The following is a 24,220-nucleotide window of genomic DNA, read 5'->3' on the forward strand; positions in this document are numbered from 1 at the left end:
CTGCGACGTTACATCCGGACGATGTCGAGCAGCGCCTTCCTGCCGCTCTTGTACGTGAACACCGAGATCGCGCCGTGCTTCAGGTCGCCCTGCGGCGTGAAGCGCGTTTCGCCGATCACGCCGCGATAGTCGGTGGCCGGCATCGCGGCCAGCACCTTCGCCGCGTCCGTCGAATTCGCGCGCTTCATCGCGTCGACGATGATGTAGACCGCATCGTACGAGAACGGCGCATACACCTGCATCGGCTGGTGGTAACGCGCTTCGTAGCGCTTCGCGAACGCCGCGCCACCGGGCATCTTCTCGAGCGCGATACCGGCCTCGGAACACACGACGTTGTCCGACGCCGGACCGGCGAGCTTCGGCAGGTCGGTCGAGCACACGCCGTCGCCGGCCAGGATTTTCGCGCGCATGCCGAGCTGGCGCGCCTGCTTCGCGAGCGGGCCGCCCGTCGCATCCATCCCGCCGTACATGATCGCGTCCGGGTTCATGCCCTTGATCTTCGTGAGGATCGCACGGAAGTCGATCGCCTTGTCGTTCGTCGCGTCGCGCGACACGACCTTCATCCCGGCCGCTTTCGCGGCCTTCTCGAATTCGGTCGCGAGGCCTTGCCCGTACGCGGTCGAATCGTCGACCACGGCGACCGTCCGGATTCCCATGTTCTTCGCCGCATACATGGCAAGCGCCGGCCCCTGCTGCGCATCGGTCGCGACGACGCGATAGGTCGTCTTGAAGCCTTGCTGCGTATACGTCGGGTTGGTCGCGGCCTGCGAGATCTGCACGACGCCGCCGTCGCGATACACGCGCGACGCCGGAATCGACGTGCCCGAGTTGTGATGACCGACGACGCCGACGACCTTGTCGTCGACGAGCCGCTGCGCGACCTGCGTCGCGGTGCGCGGATCGCCCGCATCGTCCTGCGCGTCGAGTTGCAGCGTGATCTTCCTGCCGCCGATCGTCAGCCCCTTCGCGTTGATTTCCTCGACGGCGAGCCGTGCGCCGTTTTCGCTGTCCTTGCCGAGATGCGCGATCGCGCCGGTCAGCGGCGCGACGTGCCCGATGCGCACGACGTCGTCCGCATGCGCGGACCATGCTGGCAGCGCGCACGTCAGTGCAGCTGCGGTGGCGAGTACGGTCTTGTGATGCCGGTTCATGCTTGTCTCCTTCCTTGTCGCGCTTCGTTCGTGTTCGGATTCGTCGTTCGCCGAAGGTCGTGCCGTGCGCTCAAGCACGTCCTTCGAATCCCAGCAGTACGTTCACCGCGTTGATGCCGATCTCGTCGACCATGTAGCCGCCTTCCATCACGAACAGCGTCGGCAGGTTCAAGCGCGCGAGCGTCTCGCCGATCCGCAGGTAGTCGGGCGAGCGCAGCTTGAAATGGCTGATCGGGTCGTGCTCGAACGTGTCGACGCCGAGCGACACGACGAGCAGGTCGGGCGCGTGCTTCGCGATCGCCGCCGCGGCCTGGTCGAGCGCCGCCGAATAGGTGTCCCACTGCGTGCCCTTCGGCAGCGGCAGGTTCAGGTTGAAGCCCGCGCCGGCGCCCGCGCCGCGCTCGTCCGCGTAGCCGGAGAAGTACGGATACGACACCGCCGGCTCGCCGTGCAGCGACGCGAACAGCACGTCCGACTGCTCATAGAAGATGTCCTGCGTGCCGTTGCCATGATGGAAATCGACGTCGAGCACCGCGACGCGCGACGCGCCGCTCGCGATGCCGTGCTGCGCGGCGATCGCCGCGTTGTTCAGGTAGCAGTAGCCGCCCATGTACTCGCGCCCCGCGTGGTGGCCGGGCGGGCGGCACAGCGCGAACGCGGCGTGCGCACCGCCGCCGGACAGCAGGTCGGCGCCGGTCAGCGCCGAATTCGCGCTCGCGCTCACCGCGTCCCACGTGCCCGCGTTGATCGGCGCGCCGGCGTCCATCGCGAAGAAGCCGAGCTTGCCGTCGATGAAATCGGGCAAATCGGCCGACGCCGGCATCGCGCGCACCGGCCACACGAGCGGCAGCGCCTGGCAGGTGCGGCCGGTCGCGGCCCATTCGTCCCACGCGCCGGCGAGAAAATCGACGTAGCGCGCGCTGTGCGCGCCGGCATAGCTGGCCCGGTCGAACCCGCGCGGCGCGATCACGTCGCCGAGGCCGGCCGCACGGACCTGCGCGAGCACCGTTTCGGCGCGAAGGGGGTTTTCGAACGACTCGGTGATCGCGCCGTCCTTCAGTTCGACGCCGCGATGCAGGAGGTGATCGCTGCTGTAGACCGTGAGCATGGTTGACCGTTGCAGGGATGACGAGGGAAAGGGGTGACAACAGTCTATTGAGGCCGGCCGGCAATAACTTTGCTTTTCACTTCTTCGTTTCGTACAATTTTGAGCAATCTGCCTACGGAATCCCGGATATGAGCAAAAATCGCGCTTCAGTTGAACTGGACGGCGTCGACCGCGCGATGCTCCGTCTGTTGCAGGAGGACGGCGCACTGTCGAACGCCACGCTCGGCGAGAAGCTGTCGCTGAGCGTCACGCCGTGCTGGCGCCGCCGCAAGCGGCTCGAGGACGAACGCGTGATCACCGGCTACCAGGCGAACCTCGACCGGCGCGCGCTCGGCATGAACGTGTTCGCGTTCGTGCAGGTGACGTTCAACATGCATTCCGACGAGGATTCGGATCGCTTCGAGGACGTGATGCGGCGTCACGACGAAGTCACGTCGTGCCACAAGATCACCGGCGCGGCCGATTACATCCTGCAGGTCGTCGCGGCCGATCTCGATGCGTATGCGGAATTCGTCGAGCGCGTGCTGAGGAAGCAGGCCGGCGTGTCGTCGATCCAGTCGAGCCTCGCGTTGCGCGAGGTGAAGTTCTCGTCACGCGTGCCGGTGCCGGACGCGTGACCGTTCATGCCTGTCAGGCGCCCGCGCACGGGCATCCGCTGTCGATCGTTATCCCATGGAGCGCTACCCGATGAAACGTTACTTTCCCACCGTGTCGTTTGCCGCCTCGATCGCCTGCGCATTCGCATTGAGCGCCTGTGCGGCCCAATCGTCCGCGCCGGCCACCTCTTCGGCACCGGCCGGTACTGCCGCGCCAGTGGCCGCGCCGCTGGTCGGCGGCGATCGCGACGCGCACGGCTGCATCGGCTCCGCCGGCTACGCGTGGTGCGAGCGCACGCAGCAGTGCGAGCGTCCGTGGGAACTTGCGAAGGCGCGCGGCTTCGCGAATTCAGCTCAGGCTTATGAGCAGTTCTGCCGGAACGGCGGAACGAAGTGATGGGATGCGCGTGAACGGGTCGTGGTGCAACGCCGCGATCCGATGATGTTCCGGTCTGCTCCATGGCCCGTCCATCGTACGCATTCCACCCTGCCGATCCCCGTCGATTTTCCCGCGTCGCGCCCCGTCATTCCGGAAACCCGGACGCACAAAAAACCCCACGAAAACAGGGATATTCGCCGCCTGCGACACGTTGTCCGAGTTCGGTTATATTACGCGCCCCTTGCCACCCCGCCCCCGCAAAACGCGTCGCACGCGGCCTCTTTCAACGCAGCCTGAAGCGCCGTCCGCTCAGGCTTGCCACCCGGGCCCGGGCGCGTGGCGCACCCTCGCGACGCAGGCGCTTGCCTACCCGCGGGAAGCCGATCCGAAGGTGTCCTTCCGAATCGCTTCGCGTGCGCAAATGCAACGGCGCGCCGCGCCGATCCGGAATTCCGGATTCGCGGTCCGAATCTCCGGACCCGCGTTCCGGCGCCACGGAACCGCGCGCCGGGCGGCATGGCAAACCGATGCATCCAAGTTGAAAAAGGGATCTGCTGTGATCAAAACGTTACGGGTAATACTGTCGGCGCTCGCGCTGTGCGTCGCGACATCGTCGGCGCACGCCGCCGACACGAAGAAGGTCGACGTCCTGCTGGTGGGCGGCGGCATCATGAGCTCGACGCTCGGCGTCTGGCTGCACGAACTCCAGCCCGACTGGTCGATGACGATGGTCGAACGCCTCGACGGCGTCGCGCTGGAAAGCTCGAACGGCTGGAACAACGCCGGCACCGGCCACTCGGCGCTCGCCGAGCTGAACTACACGCCGGAGAAGGCGGACGGCAAGGTCGACATCTCGAAGGCGATCGAGATCAACGAGTCGTTCCAGATCTCGCGCCAGTTCTGGGCGTGGCAGGTCAAGCAGGGCGTGCTGAAGAATCCGCACTCATTCATCAACTCGACGCCGCACATGAGCTTCGTCTGGGGCGACGACAACGTGCGCTTCCTGAAGAAGCGCTACGAAGCGCTGCAGGCGAGCCCGCTGTTCCGCGGGATGCAGTATTCGGAAGACTACGACCAGATCAAGCAGTGGGTGCCGCTGATGATGGAAGGCCGCGACCGCAACCAGAAAGTGGCCGCGACGTGGACGCCGATCGGCACCGACGTGAACTTCGGCGAGATCACGCGCCAGTTCGTCGGCTACCTGAAGACGCAGCCGAACTTCACGCTGTCGCTGTCGAGCGAAGTGCGCGAAATCACGCGCAACGCCGACGGCACGTGGCACGTGTCGTGGGTCAAGCTGCATTCCGACGAACCGCCGCAATCGGTCGACGCGAAGTTCGTGTTCATCGGCGCGGGCGGCGGTGCGCTGCACCTGCTGCAGGCGTCGGGCATCCCCGAGGCGAAGGACTACGGCGCATTCCCGGTCGGCGGCTCGTTCCTCGTGACCGACAACCCCGAGGTCGTGAAGCAGCACCTCGCGAAGGCCTACGGCAAAGCGTCGGTCGGGTCGCCGCCGATGTCGGTGCCGCACCTCGACACGCGGATCATCGACGGCAAGAAGATCATCCTGTTCGGGCCGTTCGCGACGTTCTCGACCAAGTTCCTGAAGAACGGCTCGTACTTCGACCTCGCGAAGAGCACCAACCTGCACAACGTCGCGCCGATGATGCGCGTGGGCGTCGACGAATTCCCGCTGGTGCAGTACCTCGCCGGCCAGCTGATGCTGACCGACGACGACCGCTTCAATGCGCTGAAGGAATATTTCCCGAACGCGAAGAAGGAAGACTGGCGCCTGTGGCAGGCCGGCCAGCGCGTGCAGATCATCAAGCGCGACCCGGTCAAGGGCGGCGTGCTGAAGCTCGGCACCGAGATCGTCGCGTCGCAGGACGGCAGCATCGCGGGCCTGCTCGGCGCATCGCCGGGCGCGTCGACCGCCGCGCCGATCATGCTGAACCTGATGAAGAAGGTGTTCAAGGACAAGGTCGCGACGCCCGAGTGGCAGCAGAAGATCCGCCAGATCGTGCCGAGCTACGGCACCAAGCTGAACGACAGCCCGGCGAAGGTCGTCGAGGAATGGACCTATACGAGCGACGTGCTGCAGCTGTCGCCGCCGCCGAAGATCGACCTCGGCGCGCCGTCGCAGCCGACCGGCAACGCGCCGGCCCGCCCGGCGAAGGCATCGGCCGACATGGCGCTGTAACGCGCCCGACGCCGCGCAACAGCCGCGCGGCACCCATGCGGCACCGGTATGCCGCCCGACACGGCCGCCCTCCGGGGCGGCCGTTTTTCCTGGTGCGCGCCGGGCGGAGGCACCGGCTTCCGCTAGAATTGCGGCACGCGCGCCCCCGTCGCCGCCCGATCCATCACCCGCATCGACACAACCCGAGCCACCGCCGGTGCGGCCCGCGCCCGAGCCGCGCGAGCGCCGCCCGCCGTGGCCGCGCCCGCCCGGGCGCGCCATCAACCGAATTCAGCTGGAGAAAGACCGTGTTTACCTGCCGAAACCAGAGCTGCGGCACGCAGTGGGAGCAGTCCGACGTCGTCATCAAGGACGAAGGCCAGGGGCTGCTGTTCCGCTGCCCGCTGTGCGGCGCCCGCAACTATCTCGAACGCTTCGAGGACGACGAAGGCAACGTCGTCTACGAACAGATGGAAGGCCGCCCCTACCTCGGAGACCTGTCTTGACCCAACCGACCGCCACGCCGTTCAGCGCGCTGCCGCTGACGCCCGCCACGCTCGCGAACCTCGCGCAGCTCGGCTATGTCGACATGACGCCGATCCAGGCCGCGAGCCTGCCGGTCGCGCTGGCCGGCCAGGATCTGATTGCGCAGGCGAAGACGGGCAGCGGCAAGACCGCCGCGTTCTCGCTCGCGCTGCTCGCGCGCCTCGATGCGCGCAGCTTCGACGTGCAGGCGATGATCCTGTGCCCGACGCGCGAGCTCGCCGACCAGGTCGCGCAGGAAGTGCGCCGCCTCGCGCGTGCCGAGGAAAACGTGAAGGTGTTGACGCTGTGCGGCGGCACGCCGATGCGTCCGCAGGCGCAGAGCCTCGAGCACGGCGCGCACATCGTCGTCGGCACGCCGGGCCGCATCATGGATCACCTCGATCGCGGCAACCTGAAGCTCGACGCGCTGAACACGCTGGTGCTCGACGAAGCCGACCGGATGCTCGACATGGGCTTCTTCGACGACATCGCGAAGGTCGCGCGGATGTGCCCGACGACGCGTCAGACGCTGCTGTTCTCCGCGACCTACCCGGACGGCATCGCGAAGCTGAGCCAGCAGTTCCTGCGCAATCCGAAGGAAATCAAGCTCGCGGAACGCCACGACGACAGCAAGATCCGCCAGCGCTTCTATGAAGTGACCGAGGACGAGCGGCTGCATGCGGTCGGCCAGTTGCTGAACCACTACCGGCCGGTGAGCACGATCGCGTTCTGCAACACCAAGCAGCAGTGCCGCGACCTGCTCGACGTGCTGCACGCGCAAGGCTTCCATGCGCTCGCGCTGCACGGCGAGCTCGACCAGCGCGAGCGCGACCAGGTGCTGATCCAGTTCGCGAACCGCAGCTGCTCGGTGCTGGTGGCGACCGACGTCGCCGCGCGCGGGCTCGACATCGCGCAGCTCGAAGCGGTGATCAACGTCGACGTGACGCCCGACCCCGAAGTGCACGTACACCGCATCGGCCGCACCGGCCGCGCGGATCAGGACGGCTGGGCGCTGAGCCTCGCGAGCATGGACGAGATGGGCCGCGTCGGCGCGATCGAACAGGCACAGAAGCGCGAGGTCGAATGGCATCCGCTCGCCGAGCTGAAGCCGGCGGACGACAGCGTGCTGCTGCCGCCGATGGAAACGCTACAGATCCTCGGCGGGCGCAAGGACAAGATCCGCCCGGGCGACGTGCTCGGCGCGCTGACCGGCGACGCCGGATTCGACGGCAAGCAGATCGGCAAGATCAATGTGACCGAGTTCTCGACCTATGTCGCGATCGAGCGCGGCGTCGCGCGCGACGCGCTGCGCAAGCTCAATGCGGGGAAGATCAAGGGCAAGCGGGTCAAGGTCCGGTTGATGGACGAGGAATAAGCGGGCCGCGGCGCGGGCGGTCGCAGCACCGCCGGGCGCCGCCCCGTGTGTCACCTGAGTTCGGGATAGCCGTGCGTCGCGGCGGCCTGCTCGAACCGCGCAATCGTGTCGTAGTCGGCCGGCGACAGCCGGTCGAATCCCTTCAGCCTCAGCACGCGCGCCCGTTCCGCATCGGCGGCAGCCGCGCGCTCGAGCGCCTCCTGCAACGCGCCCACCTGCGTATCCGCCAGCGCTGCCCGCGATGCGACGAACGGCAAGCCCGGCGCGGATGCCGTCGTGCCGATGATCCGGATGTCAGTGAGCAGGTCGGGCAGCGCGTCGCGCACATACGCGAACGTCACGCAGTCGATCGCCGCGCAATCGGCCTCCCCCGAGGCCAGCGCACGCAGCACGTTCAGGTGCGAACCGAACGGCGTGACCGAGCCGAAGAACCGTCCGTCGTGCGCATGCGGCGCGACCGCGTGCCGGAATGCGTTCATCCCGCTGTGCGAATCCTCGCCGTTGAAGGCGGCCCGCAATCCGCGGCAGGCGGCGAGCGTCGTCGCGCCGCCCGCATGCACCCGCGCCGATACGACCAGCACGCTGCTGTAGCGCGCCCCGTCGCAGCCCTCCGCATCGAAAATCGGGGTCGCAATCAATCGCACGACGTCGTGCAAGCCGAGCATCCGGTACGGGTAGCCGCAGGTCTGCGACAGCAGCAGGTCGTCGCGCCGCCACAGTGCGTGCAGATCGTCGAACGGCGCGTCGGGCAGCACGACGTCAGCCGGCCCGCCCGCGTTCGCGAACGCATCGAGCGCATCACGCAGCAGCGCGCGCCACAGGGCGGCGTGGCGCGGCGTCACGTTGTACATCGGCAGGACTGCGATCCAGGGTTTCATGCGGGCATTCTACGCATCGACGGCGGTCCGGATGCTTATCGGCCGCACGACGATAAGCAAATGCGAATCGATTGGTTGGCATAGCCGCGCCGCCCCGGTACCGTTCGAAGGCCCGCCGGCGCCGCCACCGTGCGCGATGCCAGGCAAGCCGACCGTGATCCGCGAGACACCAGCGCACCCGGGCCGAGCGCCCCGGTTCCATCGCTCGTTCCCCGCACTGCCCGATCCATCCGCCTCAACGCCATGGCCGAATACTTCGACGTCGACCACGCGCGCGCGATCGCTGCGCTCGACGCCCGCTTCACTGCCCGCACCGAGTGGCCGACCTGGCTGCTGGTCGTCGTCATCTACGGCGGCTGGCTCGCCGTGCTGCTGCTCGTGCGCGAAGGGCACCTGTCGCTCGCCGCCGCGACGCCGCCGCTGATCCTGCTCGGCGCGTGGCACCTGTCGCTGCAGCATGAACTGCTGCACGGCCATCCGACGCGTTCCGCCTTCGTGAACAAGCTGCTCGGCTATCCGCCGCTGACGGTCTGGTATCCGTACACACTGTATCGCGACACGCACCTCGAGCATCATCGCGACGAAGACCTAACCGTGCCGGGCATCGATCCCGAAACGAACTACGTGACGCGCGAACGCTGGGCGCGGCTGCCGCGCTGGCGCCGGGCGCTGACAGTCGCGCGCAAGACTTTCTTCGGACGCATCGTCGTCGGGCCGCCGCTCGCCATCGCGGCGACGTTCCGCGATGCGTTCGCCGCGTTCCGGCGCGGCGACTTCCGCTATCTGCCGATGTGGGCGACGCATGCCGCGTGCGTGGTTGTGCTGCTCGCGTGGCTGCAATGGGCGATCGGCGTGCCGTGGTGGTACTACCTGCTGGCCGTCACGTGGCCCGCGCTGTCGCTCGCAATGATCCGCTCGCTGTACGAGCATCGCGCGGCGCCGCATCCGAAGGCGCGCATCACGATCAACGAAACCGGCTTCGCGATGCGGCTGCTGTACCTGAACAACAACTATCACCTCGTCCATCACGACCTGCCGAAGCTGCCTTGGTACGACCTGCCGCGCGCATACCGGATGCGACGCGACGCGTATGCGAAGAAATGCGGCGGCTTCGTGATCCGCGGCGGATATCGCGAACTGCTCGCGCGCCATGCGTGGACGCCGACCGATCCGCCCGTGCATCCGTTCGACGCGGGCACGGCATCGCTGTCGACGGGCAGCGGGATCAAGGTGGCGGTGGTCGACCGGGTGTTGCAGATCAGCACCTGACGTCAGAAGTTTCCGCGTGTCGGCACCGATCCTTACGAAAAGCCGACAACACCGATCGTCGTCCGCGAATTGCCAATTGCGTCGGCAATGCCCAGAATGGCCGCTCCTCCGGGGTTTCCGACCATCATTCGCCCCGGCTCCGCCGCACGGCCGCGCGCCGCATTCCCCGACGACGATGCAACCGAACACCCCATCCGGCGCGATCCGAACGATCGGCAACGACTGGTCCGTTTCCGCGATCACCGCAGGTTTTCTCGCGGTCCTGATTTCGTATGCGGGCCCGCTCGCGATCTTCTTCCAGGCTTCGCAGGCTGCCCATGCGTCCAACGACATGGTGTCGTCGTGGGTCTGGGCGATCTCGATCGGCGCCGGGGTATCGGGCCTGTTCGCCAGCTGGAAGCTGAAGGTGCCCGTCGTCACCGCGTGGTCGGCGCCCGGCACCGCGCTGCTCGTCGGCCTGTTTCCGCAACTGACGCTCAACCAGGCCGTCGGCGCGTACCTCACGGCCGCGCTGATCATCCTGGCGATCGGCGTCTCCGGCTATTTCGACCGGCTCGTGCGCCACATTCCGCGCGGCATCGCCTGCGGCATGATGGCCGGCATCCTGCTGCCGTTCGGCATGCACGCGTTCTCCGCCGCAACTGCGCAGCCGGTGCTCGGCTTCGGGATGATCGCGGCGTACGTGATCTTCAAACAGCTGCTGCCGCGCTACAGCATCGTGCTGGTACTGCTGACGGGTGCCGCGCTCGCGACGCTGCTCGGGATGACGCATCTCGGCAACGTGTCGCCGAGCCTCGCGCGGCCGATCTTCATCGCGCCCGAATGGACGGTCGGCACGACGCTCAGCCTCGCGCTGCCGCTCGTCGTCGTCAGCCTCACCGGCCAGTTCCTGCCGGGGATGACGATCCTGCGCGTGTCCGGCTATCACACGCCCGCGCGCCCGATCATCACCGCGACCAGCGTGATGTCGCTCGTCGTCGCCTGCTTCGGCGGGATCACGATCGTCGTCGCGGCGATCACCGCGGCGCTCTGCACCGGCAAGGACGCGCACGAGAATCCGGACCGGCGCTACGTCGCCGGGCTCGCGAACGGCGCGTTCTATCTGATCGGCGGCCTCTTCGCGGGCACGATCGTCACGCTGTTCTTCGCGCTGCCGAAGGCGTTCGTCGCGATCCTGGCGGGGCTCGCGCTGATCGGCGCGATCAGCGCGAACGTGCACGGGATCTTCGAGGACGAGAACCATCGCGAAGCGTCGATGATCACGTTTCTTGCGACCGCGTCGGGGATGACGTGGCTCGGGCTCGGGTCGGCGTTCTGGGGGATCGTGATCGGGTCGGCGGCGTATGCGGTGTTGAACTGGGTGCGGGGGCGTCGGGGGGATTGAGCACGCGCATGACGCCGTCCTCGAACACTCGATACCATGCGTTTCCCGGCCAGTCAGGCACTACCTAGATGTGCTGCGAATAGCGCCGCTGGCCAACAGAAGCTGGTCGACAAGCTCGAGCTTCAACGGCTTGTCCGCGTCGAGCTGCTTCTTTTCGATCACGTACTTCCACCCGTCGCCGTTGCCGGGGTTGCGATAGAACGCCACGATCGCGACGTATTTCGTATCGGCCTGCATCGGCTGCGTGAGGCTTGCCGACGCCCCCGGATTCAACACCGCGGCAAGGTTGGCCTGCAGGTCCTGCGCAAGCACCGTCCGGTCATTCTTCAGCAGATCCTCGTAGGACGCACCATCGAACGTCTTGCGGTCCTTCAACTGATATACGCGCACCGCGACCGATGTCGCGCGGCCAGCGTCATCGGGGTTCAATGCCTCCCGGGCGGACAGATCGACGTTGAGCACCTTGACCTGCTTGAAGAACACCGCGTGATACGCGCTCGACGAGGCATCCGAGACGGACTGCCAGGCGCCGCATGCAGACAGCAGCAGAACGGACAAGACGGTTGAAACAGCGAAACGAATGGACATTGGTCCTCCTCGGCAATGCATGGTGCGGGTCATGAGCGTATTGGGGTCAAGCGTTGTCGGCCAGACGGAAAGTACAAGCCGATAGCATCAAAACGGATGCAACGGCTGACGCGGAAAATCTGAAGATCAGGCGTCACTCCTGGTCAAGCATGCGATGCGGTCAGGTATGGATTCGGCGCCGTCGCGGGAAACGCTTCGTAGACGCCGAGCGCAATATTGACGATTCGCTCCTCGTCCGCGGGCAGCACGGTAGTCCAGCCGAGTCGGGGCACCGGCCCGGCATTTCCCGGCCCGATCGCCGGCTCCGGCGTGTATCGCGACGACCCCTCCATACGCAGGTGTACGTCTGCCTTGACACCGACGTATAACTGCACGAAGGCCATCAAATCGCGATGCAGCCCCGCCCCCGGCAAAAGGTCCTGCGCCTGCCGAGCATCGGCCGGGCGCAACGTCACCCGTACCGCCCGGCTTCGATACGCCATCCGCTTTCCCAATACGTAGCCTCCGCCCAACCCGTTACGTTGACCAGTTCCCGTCCCGGCAGCACGCCCGGCGCCAGTCAACGCCCGCGGCCGCCCCGTCGACGTGACGACCGGCCAGAATTCGTCGACCCGAACCTCGACGCGCGGAATAGCCAGTGCAATGGCGCCTGCCAGCCCCTCCGGCGTGCGCGTGCGCTGAATCAGGAGCCCCAGCAGCGCCAGCATCCGCGAAGCGGGCAGGCCAGCGCGCTGCGGCTTGTCGCCCCAGCCGAACCCGGCCAGGCACAACAGGTTGCGCGAATGCGCGTCGATGCCGCCAGGCCTGAAATGCTCGGGATAGCGATACTTCCGCCACGCGCGATACAGCAACGTGACATACCGGTGATTGAACTGGTCGAGAAACGCCTCGACCGCCTCGTGTCCTTCCTCGCGCAGCACGATCTCGTCGATCAGGTGCGACGGCATCGCCGCATCGACGCCGTACAGCCCCATGAAAGTCGTGCGCACGGTCGGCCGTGAACCCGGCCCGAAGGTGTCCGATCCATCGTCAAATTCGACTGATGCAACTTCGCTCGCCGGAAAACCCATTCGCGGTCGCGGCCGGAAGCGCACCGGTTCATGCTCGAGCATGTCCTGTGTACCGAACCCGGGCTGATCGGGAAAACGCACCTCGAGCAACCGGCAAAGCTGCATGAAGTTCATTCGCGGTGCACGTGCCAGGAGCGAGGCGACCAGCGGATCGAGATTCGGGAAGTCGTGCAGTTTCATAGCGGCGCCCGCTCGGCCTTGCTGCGTGGCCATTCGATCCGGGCCTGCGAAGGCAGGCTGACGATCGCGAGCTTCGTGAACAGGTTGATGTCCGCGTAGAGCGCGAAGAACCGATGCAGCAGTTCGCCGAACAGCATCACGTCACCGTCCCCGGCGAACGCATGGCTGTCGAGCGTGACCTCGATCAGCACGCCCCGCTCGACCGCGCCGCCCGACACCTCCTCGAGCAGCGCCTGTGACACCCACAGGATGCCCGCGAGCCTTCGACGGTTCAGTTCGTCGTCCGTCCAGTCATAGAGCGCGAGCGCCCCGCGCAGCACTTCCGCGTTCATCATCGACAGGAAGTTCGGCGCCAGGTGCGACAGCACCCGCCACTGGAACCGGTCTTCCGTCGGCGGATACAGCGGCAGCGTCGGCGACACGAGATTGCGCACGCCGGTGACGTTCTGTGAACTGGTCGCAAGTTCGTCGAGACTCGCTTCCCGCAGCCCCTTGCGCGGCAGCAACCCGTTCGTGCCCGTCACGCGCAACGACAGGCTTTCCTCGGGCAGCACCTCCATGGTTTCCCATGCGTGACCACCGAGCACCACCCACGTTTCGTGCAACCCCGCCACGCCCGAGCGTACGCGCGAATGGAAATACCGCTCCGGCGCCTCGTGGCGCAGCATGCCGCCACGATGGCGGAACGTCGCAAAGGGCACGTATTCATATCGCTCGGCCGTTTCGTGGTCGAACGCCTCGATCGCGTCGACGGAATACGTTTCGACATGCTCGCCTTGATGCCCCGCCGGCACCACGCGATATTCGGTTTCGTGATGATCGATCTCGATCGGCTCGGCATCCAGCTCGAACAGGTTGATCACGGGCGCGCAGAATAGCCGCACGTTTTCCGCGCTGAAGCGCTGGTCCGACGGATAAGCCTGCGTCAGCACGATCTCCAGCTCGAACCGCGTGGCACGTTCGGGCAGCGTCGTGACGTCCAGTCCGCAAAGATCCACGAACAGGAATTTCTCGCGGAACGAGAAGTATTCGAGCAGCAACTGATAGCCGGAGAAAGCCGCATCGGCCTTCGGCCACAGTCGTTCCTCGGCCGAGAAGCCGGCCGGTTCGATCGTGACGCCGGCGAGCGGCATCGCCTCGCCGTCGCGGATCTCCGGAATGCGCAACTGGATCGTGTCGACCTGGCGCGTGAGCGCGAGATGCATCGCGAACGCCGTCGGCAGATCCGCATTCAGGTACAGGCGCAACCGGGACAGATCCGTTTCCATCCGGCGGGCCGACCCGCCGAGCGAGAAGCCGAGCCGGATCACCGAGCGGCCGTCGTGGCGCACGGTCGGCCCGGCATGCGTCACCGAGAGCGGTTGCAGCGTGACCGCTTGCGTGGTCCTGTAAATGCATTGCACGGCCTTCGGCGATACCCCTTCCGCGCCAGCGGGCGGCGGTACGGCGATCGGCGCGGAGCGTACCGATACGCCCGCCGGCACGACTTCGGTCTTCTGAAGCTTTTCCGACAGCGGGACGAGTTCCACAACCGACAACGAGGGAATCATGCGCAGGTAGTGCGGCCATAGCAGGCTGACCAACCCTTCCGTCAGCTCCGGCAACTCGTCGTCGAGCTTCTGCCGAAGGCGCCCGGTCAGGAAGGCGAAACCCTCGAACAGCCGCTCGACGTACGGATCGCGATCGCCGACACGGTCGAGGTTGAGCAGCCGTGCGCGATCGGGATGCGCCTTCGCGAATTCCTTGCCGGATTCGCGCAAATAGCGCATTTCCGCTTCGTAGTAGCGCAGGATGGGATCGTCGTTTGCCATGGATTCTCGTTACGAAAGAGTCAGCGCTCGAGCCGGGTCGAGCACGGTAAGTTCTGCCTGCAGTTCGCCGATGCGGCGCGCGAGCGTCGGTTTGTCGGCGTCCTTGCGGTTGCTCGTCGCTTTCAACGCGCGCACGAGTTGCTGCTTGACCTCGAACGCCAGCGCAGGCTCCCAGCGCATCACCGGCAGCGAGCGTGACGACGTGTCGAGTTCGACCAGCAACGCGAGGGCGGTATCGGGTCGCCCCGCATGATCGGCCAGGCGCGCCATCACAAGCCGCTGCAGGAAGCGGTGGCGCTCGGTCTTCATGCCGGGCAGCGCATCGAGCCATGCGAACGCGGCCTCGACACCGTCGCGCGCGACCAGCTCGCGCGCCTGCGCCTCGATCTCCGGCCAGTCGCCCGCATCGCCTTCGCCATCCGCGGACACCGGCAGCGGCGCGACGGTCTCGCCCGCTTCGAGGTCGCGCACGACCGCGTGCCGGGCGATCCACTCGAGCGTCGTGTCGTCGGAGAATGGCGTGCCATCGCTGAACGAGAGCCGCTCGATGCCCGGCAATCGCGCGAGGAACAACGCAAAGTCCGTGCGCAGCACTTCGCTCCACGCGTGGTATGGAGCGCCGACGTGATCGAGCGCGACGTGCTGGAAGTACTGCAGGTCGAACCACAGGTGATTCACGCCTTCCATGAACGCCCCTTCGACGCGTTCGAGCAGTTCGTGCCACTGCTTCTGCAGCACCAGCCGCTTCAACTGCTGGCGCAACTCGGCGCGTGGCGGTGTCACGCGCGTGTGTGACGCGACATCCGACGGCGGCACGTCGTGCAAGGTGTCCCACCGAACGCTGCGCGCGATACGCACCGACGGCAAATAGCCGTTTTCCTGATCGCGCAGCCATGCCGACATCGCGCGGGCATGATCGAGCAGGTCGCGCGCCGATGCGATCGATCCGTTCGATACGATTGTCGAAGCAGGCGTCTGTGGTATCGCCAAATCCGGGCTCGCGTTGCGAACCGGTTCATCCTTGTTCCCGAAGCGGGCAACAAGCGGATGCAGGTTCGGGCGGGCGGCGTCGGACCACGTACCGGTGCGGGTGACGAGCACGTCGAGCGCCGCAATCGCGCGCTCGAGATCCACGGGCGCAAAGTCGCCGCGGCTGTCCAGCGTTTCGATCATTCGCGCGGTCGACAGCATTTCCAGCGCCGCGCGCTTTGCCTCCGCCCGCGCGGGCAGCAGAGTCTCGCCGAACCGGTCGACCAGCGAAGCGGCCAGCTCGAGCCCATCAGCGAACCCCATGGGACCATCCTGACGCAGCCGCGCAAACGCGTAGTAACCGACCAGACGCAGATCCTTTCCGGTTTCCTTGAGCAACTGCTCGCATGCGCGGGTAATCAATCCGTCGTCGATTCCGGACAGCTTGGTCGCTTCGTCCTTCAGTTCGAAGAACGCATCCTCGTAACCGGGGTCGCGGCCATGCGCGTGCTCCCCCGGTATCGGCGCAAGCCATGCCGCCCAGGTATGCCGGCGCGCTTCGTGCAGTGAATCGATGCGTGGACCGCCGACGAGTGTCTTTACAAAATTGGCTAGCGTCATCGCAGGTCTCAAAACGCAAATGCGTCGCCCAGCAAACGGAGGGCATGTCCGAACGGTTTGGAGGAGGCCTCCGAAGACATCGAAGTCGTCGCCAGCGACGACACCGTCATCCCCGGATTGGCCTTGGGCGACTTCATCCCGGACGTAGCCAGATGCGCGTCCGCTCGGGCCGATTCCGCAGCGGCGGTTCGACGAGGCTTGGACGCCGGTTCCGGCGCCGTCGGGATCGGTGCGTCCTGCCACGACATCGCCCCCGGAAGCCCCGGCGGCAACGGCACAGCAGCGTGCTTTGCCGCAGCGATCGCCGCAGCCGGCAACGGCGGCGGATTGGCTGTCGACATCTTTGGCCCGGTACCCGTCGCCCCGGTCACGAAAATCCGTGCCGGCAGCGCAAAGTTGCGCAACTGGAGTACGTCGAGCGGCCCGGCACCCGCCTCGCTGCGCAATTGCACCTTCAGCGGAATGCCCTGGCTCGTGTCCGGCATCCAGGTCAGCAAGTAGCGCGCGTTGTCCTGCTGCGCGACCTTCGCACGCTCCAGCAGCCGGATCAGGCTGAAGCGCCCCTGCGAGTCGAGCGCCGTGCGCAATCCGCCCTGCTCGGTCTGCCATTCGATGTGCGACAGGTTCTCGAGCGACTGGCCCGGCCACTCGAACGGCACCCATTCCTGCTTCTGGTTGAAGTAACGCAGTTCGCGCCCGGACAGCACGAACTTCATGCCGGTGACGCCCGGCGTCGGTACGGCCTGAAGTTCGTACCGGACACGCGCGTCTCCGGACGGGAACAGCACGGTCGAAATCCGCGTGAGCTTGTTCAGGCTGCTCAGGAAGACCGGATCGATCGTGAGCGCACCCTGGTCGGCGCCTTGCGCGACGACCCACCGATCGCCCTGCCGCTCGATCACGCCGGCAAGCTGCGTTGCAACGAACTGCGCGATCACGCCATGGTCGGGCCGCATGAAGCGCGCCATCTCGGGCAGCGATGCGTCGTTGTCGGCGTCCGAGAACGGATATCGGCCGCCGAACGACTTGTTCCAGTCGGCCAGGATCGCCGTCCGCCAGATTTCGTTCAGGCTCGCCGCGGCCGGCTGCACGACGACTTGCCACGCCTGATCGAACGGTGCACGAAACAGCGCACCGAAGCCGGCCCACTGTTCGCCCAGGCTCGCGGCTACGCGGCTCGCATAGTCGCGGCTGTCCGAAATATCGGACGTCTTGCCCTGCAGGACCGACTGAGCGGCCAGCCGCGCGATCGCGTCCGGATCGGCGCCCGAGACGATCTGCGATGCCTTCAGACGCATCGCCGTGACCCGCTCGAGGTAGCGTGCGAGACTGAGGTCGCCGGTCGCGGCCAGTTGCGTGGCGGCCTTGCCGTTGGCCGACGCGCCGGACACCAGATCGCTGCCGGTCAGGCGCAGGATCGGGCCGAAGGCCGCGGCAAGCGGCGCAAGCTGCGGCTGAGCCAGCTTCGACGGGTCCTTTTCATCGGTGCCGACCAGTTGTTGCGCCTTGTTGATCAGGCTCTCGGAGAGTGACTGCGCGCTCGCGCCGGTGCCCGCCTGGTAGACGATCGCGTTCATCAGCGCGACGAGCGGCGAGCGTTGCGAGTCGCCCAAGAGCGTCAACTGGTCGGCCGTGGCCGACAGCGTTGGCGCGGATTGCCAGCGCAAGCTGTTGAGGAACAGCGCCCACGCACGCGCGTAGTCGTCGAAGTAGCGCTGGCGCAGTTCGGCTTTCAAGGTCGGCGGAGGGTGGCGGCTGTCCTTGTTGTCGGTTGCCCCAACGGCGTTTCCTTCAGGGCGCAACACCCAATCGCCGGACACGTCGCGCTTCGCGCTTGCGTCGTCGATCGCCTTCGAGATGCGCTCCTCCCATGCCGCACGCGTGAAAACGCCGGGGATGGTCACGGTCGTATTGAACAGGCCGCGACTCGCCGTGTCGCCGAGCAGCGTCGCGAGAGAAACCGGCGGATATTTCGGCGTCGCTTCGTCGATGATCTGCTGGTAGAGCGCGTCCGTCGAATTCTGGATGCCCCGCACACCGATCACCGTTTGGCGGGCCGATGCAATCAGGTTGCCGTCCGGCGTGATTGCGAACGCGGATGCATCGGATGCGGGAGCGCGGCCGAGATGGTTGGCGAAGAACGCGATAGCGTGCAGACGCAGGTCTTCCCAGGCGCCCGACGACAAGGATGAGTTGGACGGACGTGCAGGCACGGCTGTCGCGGCAAGCTGGGGCGTCAGAAAGGCAGCCACGGCGCGCTCCGGCTTCGCAAGCATCAGGTAGGCTTTAAGCGTGTCGTAGGCGGCCTGGGTCTGCGCGTCGCCGCCGTCGGCAATCTGAGCGTCGGACAGCGATGCGAGCTGTTGCAGGCGCGCTTCGAGCTTCTGGCGAATCGGGGTGACGAGGATGCGGTTCGCCGCGCCGGCGTAACTCGGCCACAACGCGTCGAGGAGTGCGCTATCGCGATTCAAGCCGAATCGCGATGACCAGGGTGCGCCTTCGCGCTGATGGACTTCGAGCGTGTCGATCTGTTGGCCCAACGTGTTCAGGGCTTGCAACGCCTGTGTGTGGTCCTGAACCGTGGAGAGGTTAGCGATCGTGTCCGCGGTGCTCTGGATCGTCGCGCGGTTGACGAAGCCGGACAGCATCGTGCCGGCAATCCAGCAGCCGATCAGGCCGGTTGTTAGCCACGCGGCCGCGGTCGACAACGAGAAGCCCACGCGGCGGCCGTGGACCTTGCGACTGTGCTCGGCGACGGTTTGCCAGATCGTGCGGTGTGGCGGTTCGATGGGCGGGTCGTCATTGTTCGCGCTGGCCGGTGCCTGCGGCGGTGCGAGTTCCCGTTCCTTGAATAGCGGTGCGAACAGAAGGCCGTGGACCGCGTGCCGCCAGATGCGTGATTGGGAGGTTTGTAGCACCAGACCAGATAGCGCACTTCCGAGATTCGAAATGTGCTGCGACAGCTCAGCTGGGTAGCGGTCGCCTGCATCCTTCGTGAGGCGCACGACACCGGCATCCGCCAGATTGTCAGTCAGGTCTTGCAGCGACGCGTCGAGCGCATCCGAGCTGACGCGCGCGTTGGCCCAGGTGAAGCCGATCGCCTCGTCGGGACTCGACGCTTCGCTGCCGAAATCCGTCACATTGAGCAGATAGGCCGGCGCGGCCCAACGGAGCGCACGCGCGTGGCGTGCGAGCCGTTGCGACAGATTGTCGGTGTCGAATGGGGTATCGACGGAACTGCGGTTACGTGTGACTGCGACGATCGCGTCAACCGGACGACGGCGGCGCAGGCGGCGGATCTGGTCGAGCCAGGCGGTATCGAGGGTATCGCGGAATTGCTTTGCGTAGAGCAGGACCGTACCGCCAACGATCAGATACCCGGCGTCGACGAGTTCCGGCGCCAGGCGCTTGACGAGCGGGACGTCGCCGGCAATCAGAACCCATCGCGCGCGATAACGCCAGCGCCGGCCATGCCGGTTGCGCAGCGCCTCGCAAAGAGTCGCACCACGGTATGCATTGAGATCTACCACATCCTTATTCTGCGGCGCACCAACCCGTGCCATCGGATGGCGGTCGTACCTGCTCGCCGATCGGCTGGAAGTGTGCCGGGCGACTACCCCCCAGGCACCGATCACAAGGGGATGTAGCGCCAGAAGAACAAAGCCGCTCGCGATGACGACGCAGACACGGAACCAAGGCGACGGATGAATATCGCCTCCCTTGAAGTACGCCAGAATCGCCAGGAACGCGGTGACTGCTGGTACGAGAATCCAGTAACCCAGAATCTTGCGAACGATCATGTGTGATACACCATCTAGTTTGTGCGGGGAACACGGGCGACCACGAACCGCAGCGTCTGCTCATGCCACGCCATGAGTTGAGGCGTGCCGGTGTGCACCGCATGTTCAATCCCGAATGCAATGTCGAGCCATCCCCCACACACGCCGGGATGGCCGATTGCCAGATCGACGTCGTGCACACCCGACAGTCCGGCTGTTTGCGAAATGCCAAACTTCATATCCGACGCGGCTTGAAGCAACGCCCGCTTGTCCGTAGTGGACAATCCTGCCTGCCACAGATCACCAATCTCGTTCGCAGTCGTTTCCCCCCACAGCAATGCGTTGGACAGGGCGGTGTCCGGACCTGACGCGTCGGTTTCGACCGGTCGATGAAGCAACGCGCGCGTCTCCAGACCATATCGTTCAGCAAGCGGCGCCCACGCAAGCAGCATGCCGACCGCGGCTTCGGCGCTCGACGGTGTCGGCTCGTCGTGCAGTTGCACGGAAACCAATAACGTCGCGCGCTCGAGAGCAGGACCGCCGCAGATATCCAGCCATTCATCGAGAAACATTGCGCCCTGCTCAACACCCAGCAGTTCAGCTGACACAGGCCGAGCGTTCTTGGCAGCCCAACACGATTGCCACGTCTGGAGAAGATCCTTCCGATCGACATCATCAGGCAGCTGCAAACGGACAATGAGCGGTACCTCGTTCGGTACGGCCGTCACCGCATCCGACAATTTGTCCAGCAACGCGTTGAAACATGTCCGATAGCGTCCGGGCGCTTCCGGGTCTTCAGTCAGTTCCAACGCGGTGTGGCGGATTGCATCAATACCTGCGAGGGTTGTCCGGGCGCTTAACGCAAGCTCGCTCCCCGCTATCTGGCGAGCGACATCCGCACGGCCCGGCGCGGTCACATACGCATAGTCCAGGACTGCGAGCGGCTCGCGTGCGAACCGCAGCCTTTTCTCCCGATCGGCGGCGCGTACTTCGCGTTCGGCTTGACGTCGCTGGCGCGCCTGGTCGTAGTAGTGCAGCCGCAGCCCAAACATCGCGCACCACGTCAACGCAGGCAGTCCAAGCAAACGCACCCAAAACCACACGGTATCGGTAGGTTCACCGTTCGGCCACGTCAACAGGGCCATCGCTACGCCGACAACCATCACCACAACAAACAGAATCATCCACACGATTGGGTGCGGCGCTTTCGGTTCCGCACCGGGTGGGGCGAGTTCCGGAAGCTCTACTGGCATGATTGTTCTTTCACACCAGGCTCGAAAGCAGCCGGCATCCGCACATCGCGCGATAGCCATGTCGCGCGACCGGTACGCCGTCATCCAGCATGGTCTCGTCGCCTTCGATAATGAGATTGGGACGGATATCGTGCTTCGGGCACGTCACCTCGTCACCTTTGCGCGCCACGTACCTGCCGTCGAAGCACATCGACTTTGACGCCGTAATGACGGCTCCACCGTGGTCGGTGGCATCGCCGAGACGAATGAGATCGATCATAACTTGAGTATTCCTTAAGTGAGAGAAACGCGCGAAGCGCCGCTGCATTCCGGTGGTCCACGCGACACTCGGCGCGCTCGCGCGGCAGGAATCGCGAGACAGACATGCAAACCGACATGCGCGGCGAAAGCGGGAAGGTGTTCGAATTCGAATGTGTGGAGAAGCTTGCCAGCCCACGCAGGGTGATCAGCGCTCGTCCATTGCGCAACCAAATCGATCTCGCGTCATTACACCTTGTCCTCGTAGGCAACCAGTTTCGACACGACATCCGTCGTCAAGCGACGCTCGCCCATCACGCGATCGAGCCAGGGCAACGCACGCGGCTCGTAGAAGTCAATCATCGGCAACACCTCGCCCTTCTCAAAAGTGCGGGTTGCCTCGGCTTGAAGACCCGGCCGAAGTTGCGCGCACCAAACCCCGCCTTCGGGGCAGCGCATCCCGGTTCGCGCCGTGGAGCCTAGCGGCAGTCGAGCGACAACATCACTCGGCGCTGCTGTCTGCGAAGTCTGAGCGTCGGCCGATAACGGCCAACCGGTTGCTGGATCCAGGTGCTTTTCCTTGGCCAATCGGTCGATCAGTTCTTCCGATGGCTTAGGTGGCACCTGAGCACGTTGCTTTTCCCATTCGAAGGTGCCGTCCCAGGGCGGAAGCTTTGCCGGTGGCAGCGGCACGATCTGGTCAACGTCCGGCACTTTCGGGTTCGCCAGTGTGTTGTTGTCCAGAAATTCACCGATCCGCTGATAGCGGCGCGAGCGCTCCGGATCGTTAGGTAAGTCGAGAAAGAACCTTCCGCCATACGACTCTCGCGACTGAAATGCACGCTCAAGATTCATGGCCGTCCCACTGACCCCTGCCGCCACCCCCTTCTGAAAGGCCAAGACAGCACCGTGGAAATCACCGCGGCCCCGGAGATTAATTGCGAGCTCATAAGCCGCACGGCCATGCCCTTGATCGGCCGCACACCGGCGCATCTGTCGCGCGATATCCGGCGCTCGGTCATGAGGCGCCAGTAATCCGGCGACGTAATACTGGGCATCGGGATTGCCGAGGTCGGCCGCCTTCCGGATGTACTTCAGCGCCAGTTCCTGGTTCTGCTTCAGTCCATACCCGGACTTCAGGTAGTAGCCGATGTCGTAGTAGCCCGTCGGAATCCCCTGATTAACCAGTTGGCTTGCCCATTCGACCGCCTCGTTCGCCGCGTTCGGAGAACTGGCCAGCCCCTGCGACACCAGTTGCTGCACGTTGTGGTTCGCCTTGTAATGGCCATGCGCCGCAGCGATCCGGAAGTAGCGCGCCACCTCGTCGAAATTCTTCGGGCCATCGCGCGTTTGCAGATAGCGGCCGTAGCGGAACAACGTCTTCGCATCCGGATCGATGGCCGGCAGCCGGTCTGCTTCGTGACTACAGGTGAACGCCAGATTAGCGCGCACATCAGCAAGCTCGGGCCGCATCAACGAATAATCCGCCTTCGAGCACGCGCTTAGTCCAGCGAGTAGCAGTAACCCGAGCAGCATCTTATTAGTGGTCTGCCCGTACCGAATAAGCGTCATCACGCCTTGTCCTCGTAGGCAACCAGTTTCCACACGACCTCCGTCGTCAAACGACGTTCGCCCATCACGCGATCGAGCCAGGGCAACGCACGCGGCTCGTAGAAGTCAATCATCGGCAACACCTCGCCCTTCTCGAAAGTTCGGGTCGTCTCGGCCTGAAGCCCAGGGCGAAGCTGCGCACACCAGACCCCGCCTTCGGGACACCGCATCCCGGTTCGCGCCGTGGAGCCCAGCGGCAGTCGAGCGATCACCTCGTCCCGCGCTGACGTCTGCGAAGTCTGAGCGTCGGCCGATAGCGGCCACCCGGTTGCTGGATCCAGGTGCTTTTCCTTCGCCAATCGGTCGATCAGTTCTTCTGACGGCTTGGGCGGCACCTGCGCGCGTTGCTTTTCCCATTCGAACGTGCCGTCCCATGGAGGCAGCTTTGCGGGCGGCAGCGGGACAATCTGGTCAACGTCCGGGACTTTCGGGTTGGCCAGTGTGTTGTTGTCCAGAAATTCACCGATTAGTTGATAGCGGCGCGAGCGCTCCGGATCGTTAGGTAAGTCGAGAAAGAACCTTCCGCCATACGACTCTCGCGACTGAAATGCACGCTCAAGATTCATGGCCGTCCCACTGATCCCTGCCGCCACCCCCTTCTGATAGGCGAGCACGGCGCCGTGGAAATCGTCACTGTGTTTAAGATCAATTGCCAACTCATAAGCCGCACTTCCGTGTCCTTGATCGGCCGCACACCGGCGCATCTGTCGCGCAATATCCGGCGCCCGGTCATGAGGCGCCAGTAATCCGGCGACGTAATACTGGGCATCGGGATTGCCGAGGTCGGCCGCCTTCCGGATGTACTTCAGCGCCAGTTCCTGGTTCTGCTTCAGTCCATACCCGGACTTCAGGTAGTAGCCGATGTCGTAGTAACCCATCGGCACCCCCTGATTAACCAGTTGGCTTGCCCACTCGACTGCCTCGTGCGCCGCATTCGGGGAACTGGACAGCCCCTGCGACACCAATTGCTGCACGTTGTGATTTGCCTTGTAATGGCCATGCGCAGCGGCGATCCGGAAGTAGCGCGCAACCTCGTCGAAATTCTTCGGTCCATCGCGCGTTTGCAGATAGCGGCCGTAGCGGAACAACGCCTCCGCGCCCGGGTCCAGGGCTGGCAGCCGATCCGCTTCGTGGGTACAGGTGAACGCCAGATTGGCGCGTACATTGGCAAGGTCAGACAATCCAGGCAAAGCGCTCTCCTTCGAGCAGGCGGATAAACTGGCAATGGCCAGACAGATTGAAATGAGGATGCGCATT

At 65.3% G+C, this 24,220-nt stretch carries 19 protein-coding genes; 7 read left to right on the plus strand and 12 right to left on the minus strand.

Going from position 1 to position 24,220, the window contains the following annotated elements:
• Window positions 1–8: 8 nt before the first annotated feature.
• Window positions 9–1,151, minus strand: coding sequence for a branched-chain amino acid ABC transporter substrate-binding protein (locus tag BLS50_RS24335; RefSeq protein WP_074804639.1), 1,143 nt, complete (start codon window positions 1,149–1,151; stop codon window positions 9–11).
• A 70-nt stretch (window positions 1,152–1,221) separates the two neighbouring features.
• A complete protein-coding gene (locus tag BLS50_RS24340; protein WP_074804642.1) occupies window positions 1,222–2,259 on the minus strand; it encodes a histone deacetylase family protein in 1,038 nt (345 codons plus the stop codon).
• A gap of 128 nt (window positions 2,260–2,387) precedes the next feature.
• On the opposite strand from BLS50_RS24340, the gene BLS50_RS24345 reads away from it, so the two are divergent.
• From BLS50_RS24345 to dbpA, 5 genes are all read left to right on the plus strand, one after another.
• Window positions 2,388–2,876, plus strand: a complete 489-nt coding sequence (locus tag BLS50_RS24345; RefSeq protein ID WP_074804644.1) for an Lrp/AsnC family transcriptional regulator — start codon at window positions 2,388–2,390, stop codon at window positions 2,874–2,876.
• Between the two features lie 70 nt (window positions 2,877–2,946).
• A complete protein-coding gene (locus tag BLS50_RS24350) occupies window positions 2,947–3,252 on the plus strand; it encodes a hypothetical protein (protein ID WP_074806669.1) in 306 nt (101 codons plus the stop codon).
• Between the two features lie 538 nt (window positions 3,253–3,790).
• Window positions 3,791–5,434 (plus strand): malate dehydrogenase (quinone), encoded by a 1,644-nt coding sequence (gene mqo, locus BLS50_RS24355; protein ID WP_069230495.1) that lies wholly within the window; start codon window positions 3,791–3,793, stop codon window positions 5,432–5,434.
• 287 nt (window positions 5,435–5,721) lie between these two features.
• Complete coding sequence (locus BLS50_RS24360) at window positions 5,722–5,919, plus strand: hypothetical protein (RefSeq protein ID WP_006483193.1); 198 nt, start codon at window positions 5,722–5,724, stop codon at window positions 5,917–5,919.
• Window positions 5,916–7,313 carry an ATP-dependent RNA helicase DbpA gene (gene dbpA, locus BLS50_RS24365; RefSeq protein ID WP_023474839.1) on the plus strand — a complete coding sequence of 466 codons (1,398 nt, stop codon included), beginning with the start codon at window positions 5,916–5,918 and terminating at the stop codon, window positions 7,311–7,313. Before BLS50_RS24360 ends, dbpA begins: the two co-directional genes overlap by 4 nt.
• Window positions 7,314–7,363: 50 nt before the next feature.
• Here dbpA and BLS50_RS24370 read toward each other — a convergent pair whose 3' ends face one another.
• Complete coding sequence (locus BLS50_RS24370; protein WP_074804648.1) at window positions 7,364–8,191, minus strand: phosphate/phosphite/phosphonate ABC transporter substrate-binding protein; 828 nt, start codon at window positions 8,189–8,191, stop codon at window positions 7,364–7,366.
• Between the two features lie 243 nt (window positions 8,192–8,434).
• On the opposite strand from BLS50_RS24370, the gene BLS50_RS24380 reads away from it, so the two are divergent.
• Together BLS50_RS24380 and BLS50_RS24385 are read left to right on the plus strand one after the other, a co-directional pair.
• Window positions 8,435–9,460: a fatty acid desaturase gene (locus tag BLS50_RS24380; protein WP_074804651.1), complete on the plus strand. Its 1,026-nt coding sequence runs from the start codon at window positions 8,435–8,437 to the stop codon at window positions 9,458–9,460.
• 175 nt (window positions 9,461–9,635) lie between these two features.
• Complete coding sequence (locus BLS50_RS24385) at window positions 9,636–10,844, plus strand: benzoate/H(+) symporter BenE family transporter (protein ID WP_074804654.1); 1,209 nt, start codon at window positions 9,636–9,638, stop codon at window positions 10,842–10,844.
• Window positions 10,845–10,904: 60 nt separating this feature from the next.
• Here the strand turns inward: BLS50_RS24385 and tssJ are convergent, their stop codons facing one another.
• The 9 genes from tssJ to BLS50_RS24430 form a co-directional block, all read right to left on the minus strand.
• Entirely contained in the window at window positions 10,905–11,432 is a 528-nt protein-coding gene (tssJ, locus tag BLS50_RS24390) for a type VI secretion system lipoprotein TssJ (RefSeq protein ID WP_249185199.1), read from the minus strand.
• A gap of 143 nt (window positions 11,433–11,575) precedes the next feature.
• A complete protein-coding gene (gene tssG, locus BLS50_RS24395; protein ID WP_074804657.1) occupies window positions 11,576–12,715 on the minus strand; it encodes a type VI secretion system baseplate subunit TssG in 1,140 nt (379 codons plus the stop codon).
• Window positions 12,679–14,493, minus strand: a complete 1,815-nt coding sequence (tssF, locus tag BLS50_RS24400) for a type VI secretion system baseplate subunit TssF (RefSeq protein WP_074804660.1) — start codon at window positions 14,491–14,493, stop codon at window positions 12,679–12,681. The genes tssG and tssF overlap by 37 nt, the downstream gene beginning before the upstream one ends.
• A 9-nt stretch (window positions 14,494–14,502) precedes the next feature.
• Window positions 14,503–16,083, minus strand: a complete 1,581-nt coding sequence (gene tssA, locus BLS50_RS24405; protein ID WP_074804663.1) for a type VI secretion system protein TssA — start codon at window positions 16,081–16,083, stop codon at window positions 14,503–14,505.
• 8 nt (window positions 16,084–16,091) lie between these two features.
• Window positions 16,092–19,883 carry an ImcF-related family protein gene (locus BLS50_RS24410; RefSeq protein ID WP_074804665.1) on the minus strand — a complete coding sequence of 1,264 codons (3,792 nt, stop codon included), beginning with the start codon at window positions 19,881–19,883 and terminating at the stop codon, window positions 16,092–16,094.
• A 14-nt stretch (window positions 19,884–19,897) separates the two neighbouring features.
• The gene (locus tag BLS50_RS24415) at window positions 19,898–21,115 is read right to left on the minus strand and encodes a hypothetical protein (protein WP_074804668.1); all 1,218 of its coding nucleotides are present in this window, start codon (window positions 21,113–21,115) and stop codon (window positions 19,898–19,900) included.
• Window positions 21,116–21,125: 10 nt separating this feature from the next.
• Entirely contained in the window at window positions 21,126–21,374 is a 249-nt protein-coding gene (locus BLS50_RS24420) for a PAAR domain-containing protein (RefSeq protein WP_006494504.1), read from the minus strand.
• Window positions 21,375–21,601: 227 nt separating this feature from the next.
• The gene (locus BLS50_RS24425) at window positions 21,602–22,924 is read right to left on the minus strand and encodes an SEL1-like repeat protein (protein WP_256334227.1); all 1,323 of its coding nucleotides are present in this window, start codon (window positions 22,922–22,924) and stop codon (window positions 21,602–21,604) included.
• A complete protein-coding gene (locus BLS50_RS24430; RefSeq protein WP_221622596.1) occupies window positions 22,924–24,219 on the minus strand; it encodes an SEL1-like repeat protein in 1,296 nt (431 codons plus the stop codon). Before BLS50_RS24430 ends, BLS50_RS24425 begins: the two co-directional genes overlap by 1 nt.
• Window position 24,220: the final 1 nt, after the last annotated feature.

Origin of the sequence: Burkholderia orbicola, assembly GCF_900100915.1 — a bacterium.
Lineage (GTDB): Bacteria > Pseudomonadota > Gammaproteobacteria > Burkholderiales > Burkholderiaceae > Burkholderia > Burkholderia orbicola.

What these genes read in the sequence shown, in the direction of transcription:
- tssF (WP_074804660.1), bottom strand. Translation starts at nt 14,493, where the DNA reads ATGGCAAACGACGATCCCATCCTGCGCTACTACGAAGCGGAAATGCGC.
- tssA (WP_074804663.1), bottom strand. Translation starts at nt 16,083, where the DNA reads ATGACGCTAGCCAATTTTGTAAAGACACTCGTCGGCGGTCCACGCATC.
- BLS50_RS24350 (WP_074806669.1), top strand. Translation starts at nt 2,947, where the DNA reads ATGAAACGTTACTTTCCCACCGTGTCGTTTGCCGCCTCGATCGCCTGC.
- BLS50_RS24370 (WP_074804648.1), bottom strand. Translation starts at nt 8,191, where the DNA reads ATGAAACCCTGGATCGCAGTCCTGCCGATGTACAACGTGACGCCGCGC.
- BLS50_RS24415 (WP_074804668.1), bottom strand. Translation starts at nt 21,115, where the DNA reads ATGCCAGTAGAGCTTCCGGAACTCGCCCCACCCGGTGCGGAACCGAAA.
- tssJ (WP_249185199.1), bottom strand. Translation starts at nt 11,432, where the DNA reads ATGTCCATTCGTTTCGCTGTTTCAACCGTCTTGTCCGTTCTGCTGCTG.
- BLS50_RS24425 (WP_256334227.1), bottom strand. Translation starts at nt 22,924, where the DNA reads ATGACGCTTATTCGGTACGGGCAGACCACTAATAAGATGCTGCTCGGG.
- BLS50_RS24420 (WP_006494504.1), bottom strand. Translation starts at nt 21,374, where the DNA reads ATGATCGATCTCATTCGTCTCGGCGATGCCACCGACCACGGTGGAGCC.
- BLS50_RS24345 (WP_074804644.1), top strand. Translation starts at nt 2,388, where the DNA reads ATGAGCAAAAATCGCGCTTCAGTTGAACTGGACGGCGTCGACCGCGCG.
- tssG (WP_074804657.1), bottom strand. Translation starts at nt 12,715, where the DNA reads ATGGCCACGCAGCAAGGCCGAGCGGGCGCCGCTATGAAACTGCACGAC.
- BLS50_RS24340 (WP_074804642.1), bottom strand. Translation starts at nt 2,259, where the DNA reads ATGCTCACGGTCTACAGCAGCGATCACCTCCTGCATCGCGGCGTCGAA.
- BLS50_RS24335 (WP_074804639.1), bottom strand. Translation starts at nt 1,151, where the DNA reads ATGAACCGGCATCACAAGACCGTACTCGCCACCGCAGCTGCACTGACG.
- BLS50_RS24380 (WP_074804651.1), top strand. Translation starts at nt 8,435, where the DNA reads ATGGCCGAATACTTCGACGTCGACCACGCGCGCGCGATCGCTGCGCTC.
- BLS50_RS24410 (WP_074804665.1), bottom strand. Translation starts at nt 19,883, where the DNA reads ATGATCGTTCGCAAGATTCTGGGTTACTGGATTCTCGTACCAGCAGTC.
- BLS50_RS24430 (WP_221622596.1), bottom strand. Translation starts at nt 24,219, where the DNA reads ATGCGCATCCTCATTTCAATCTGTCTGGCCATTGCCAGTTTATCCGCC.
- BLS50_RS24385 (WP_074804654.1), top strand. Translation starts at nt 9,636, where the DNA reads ATGCAACCGAACACCCCATCCGGCGCGATCCGAACGATCGGCAACGAC.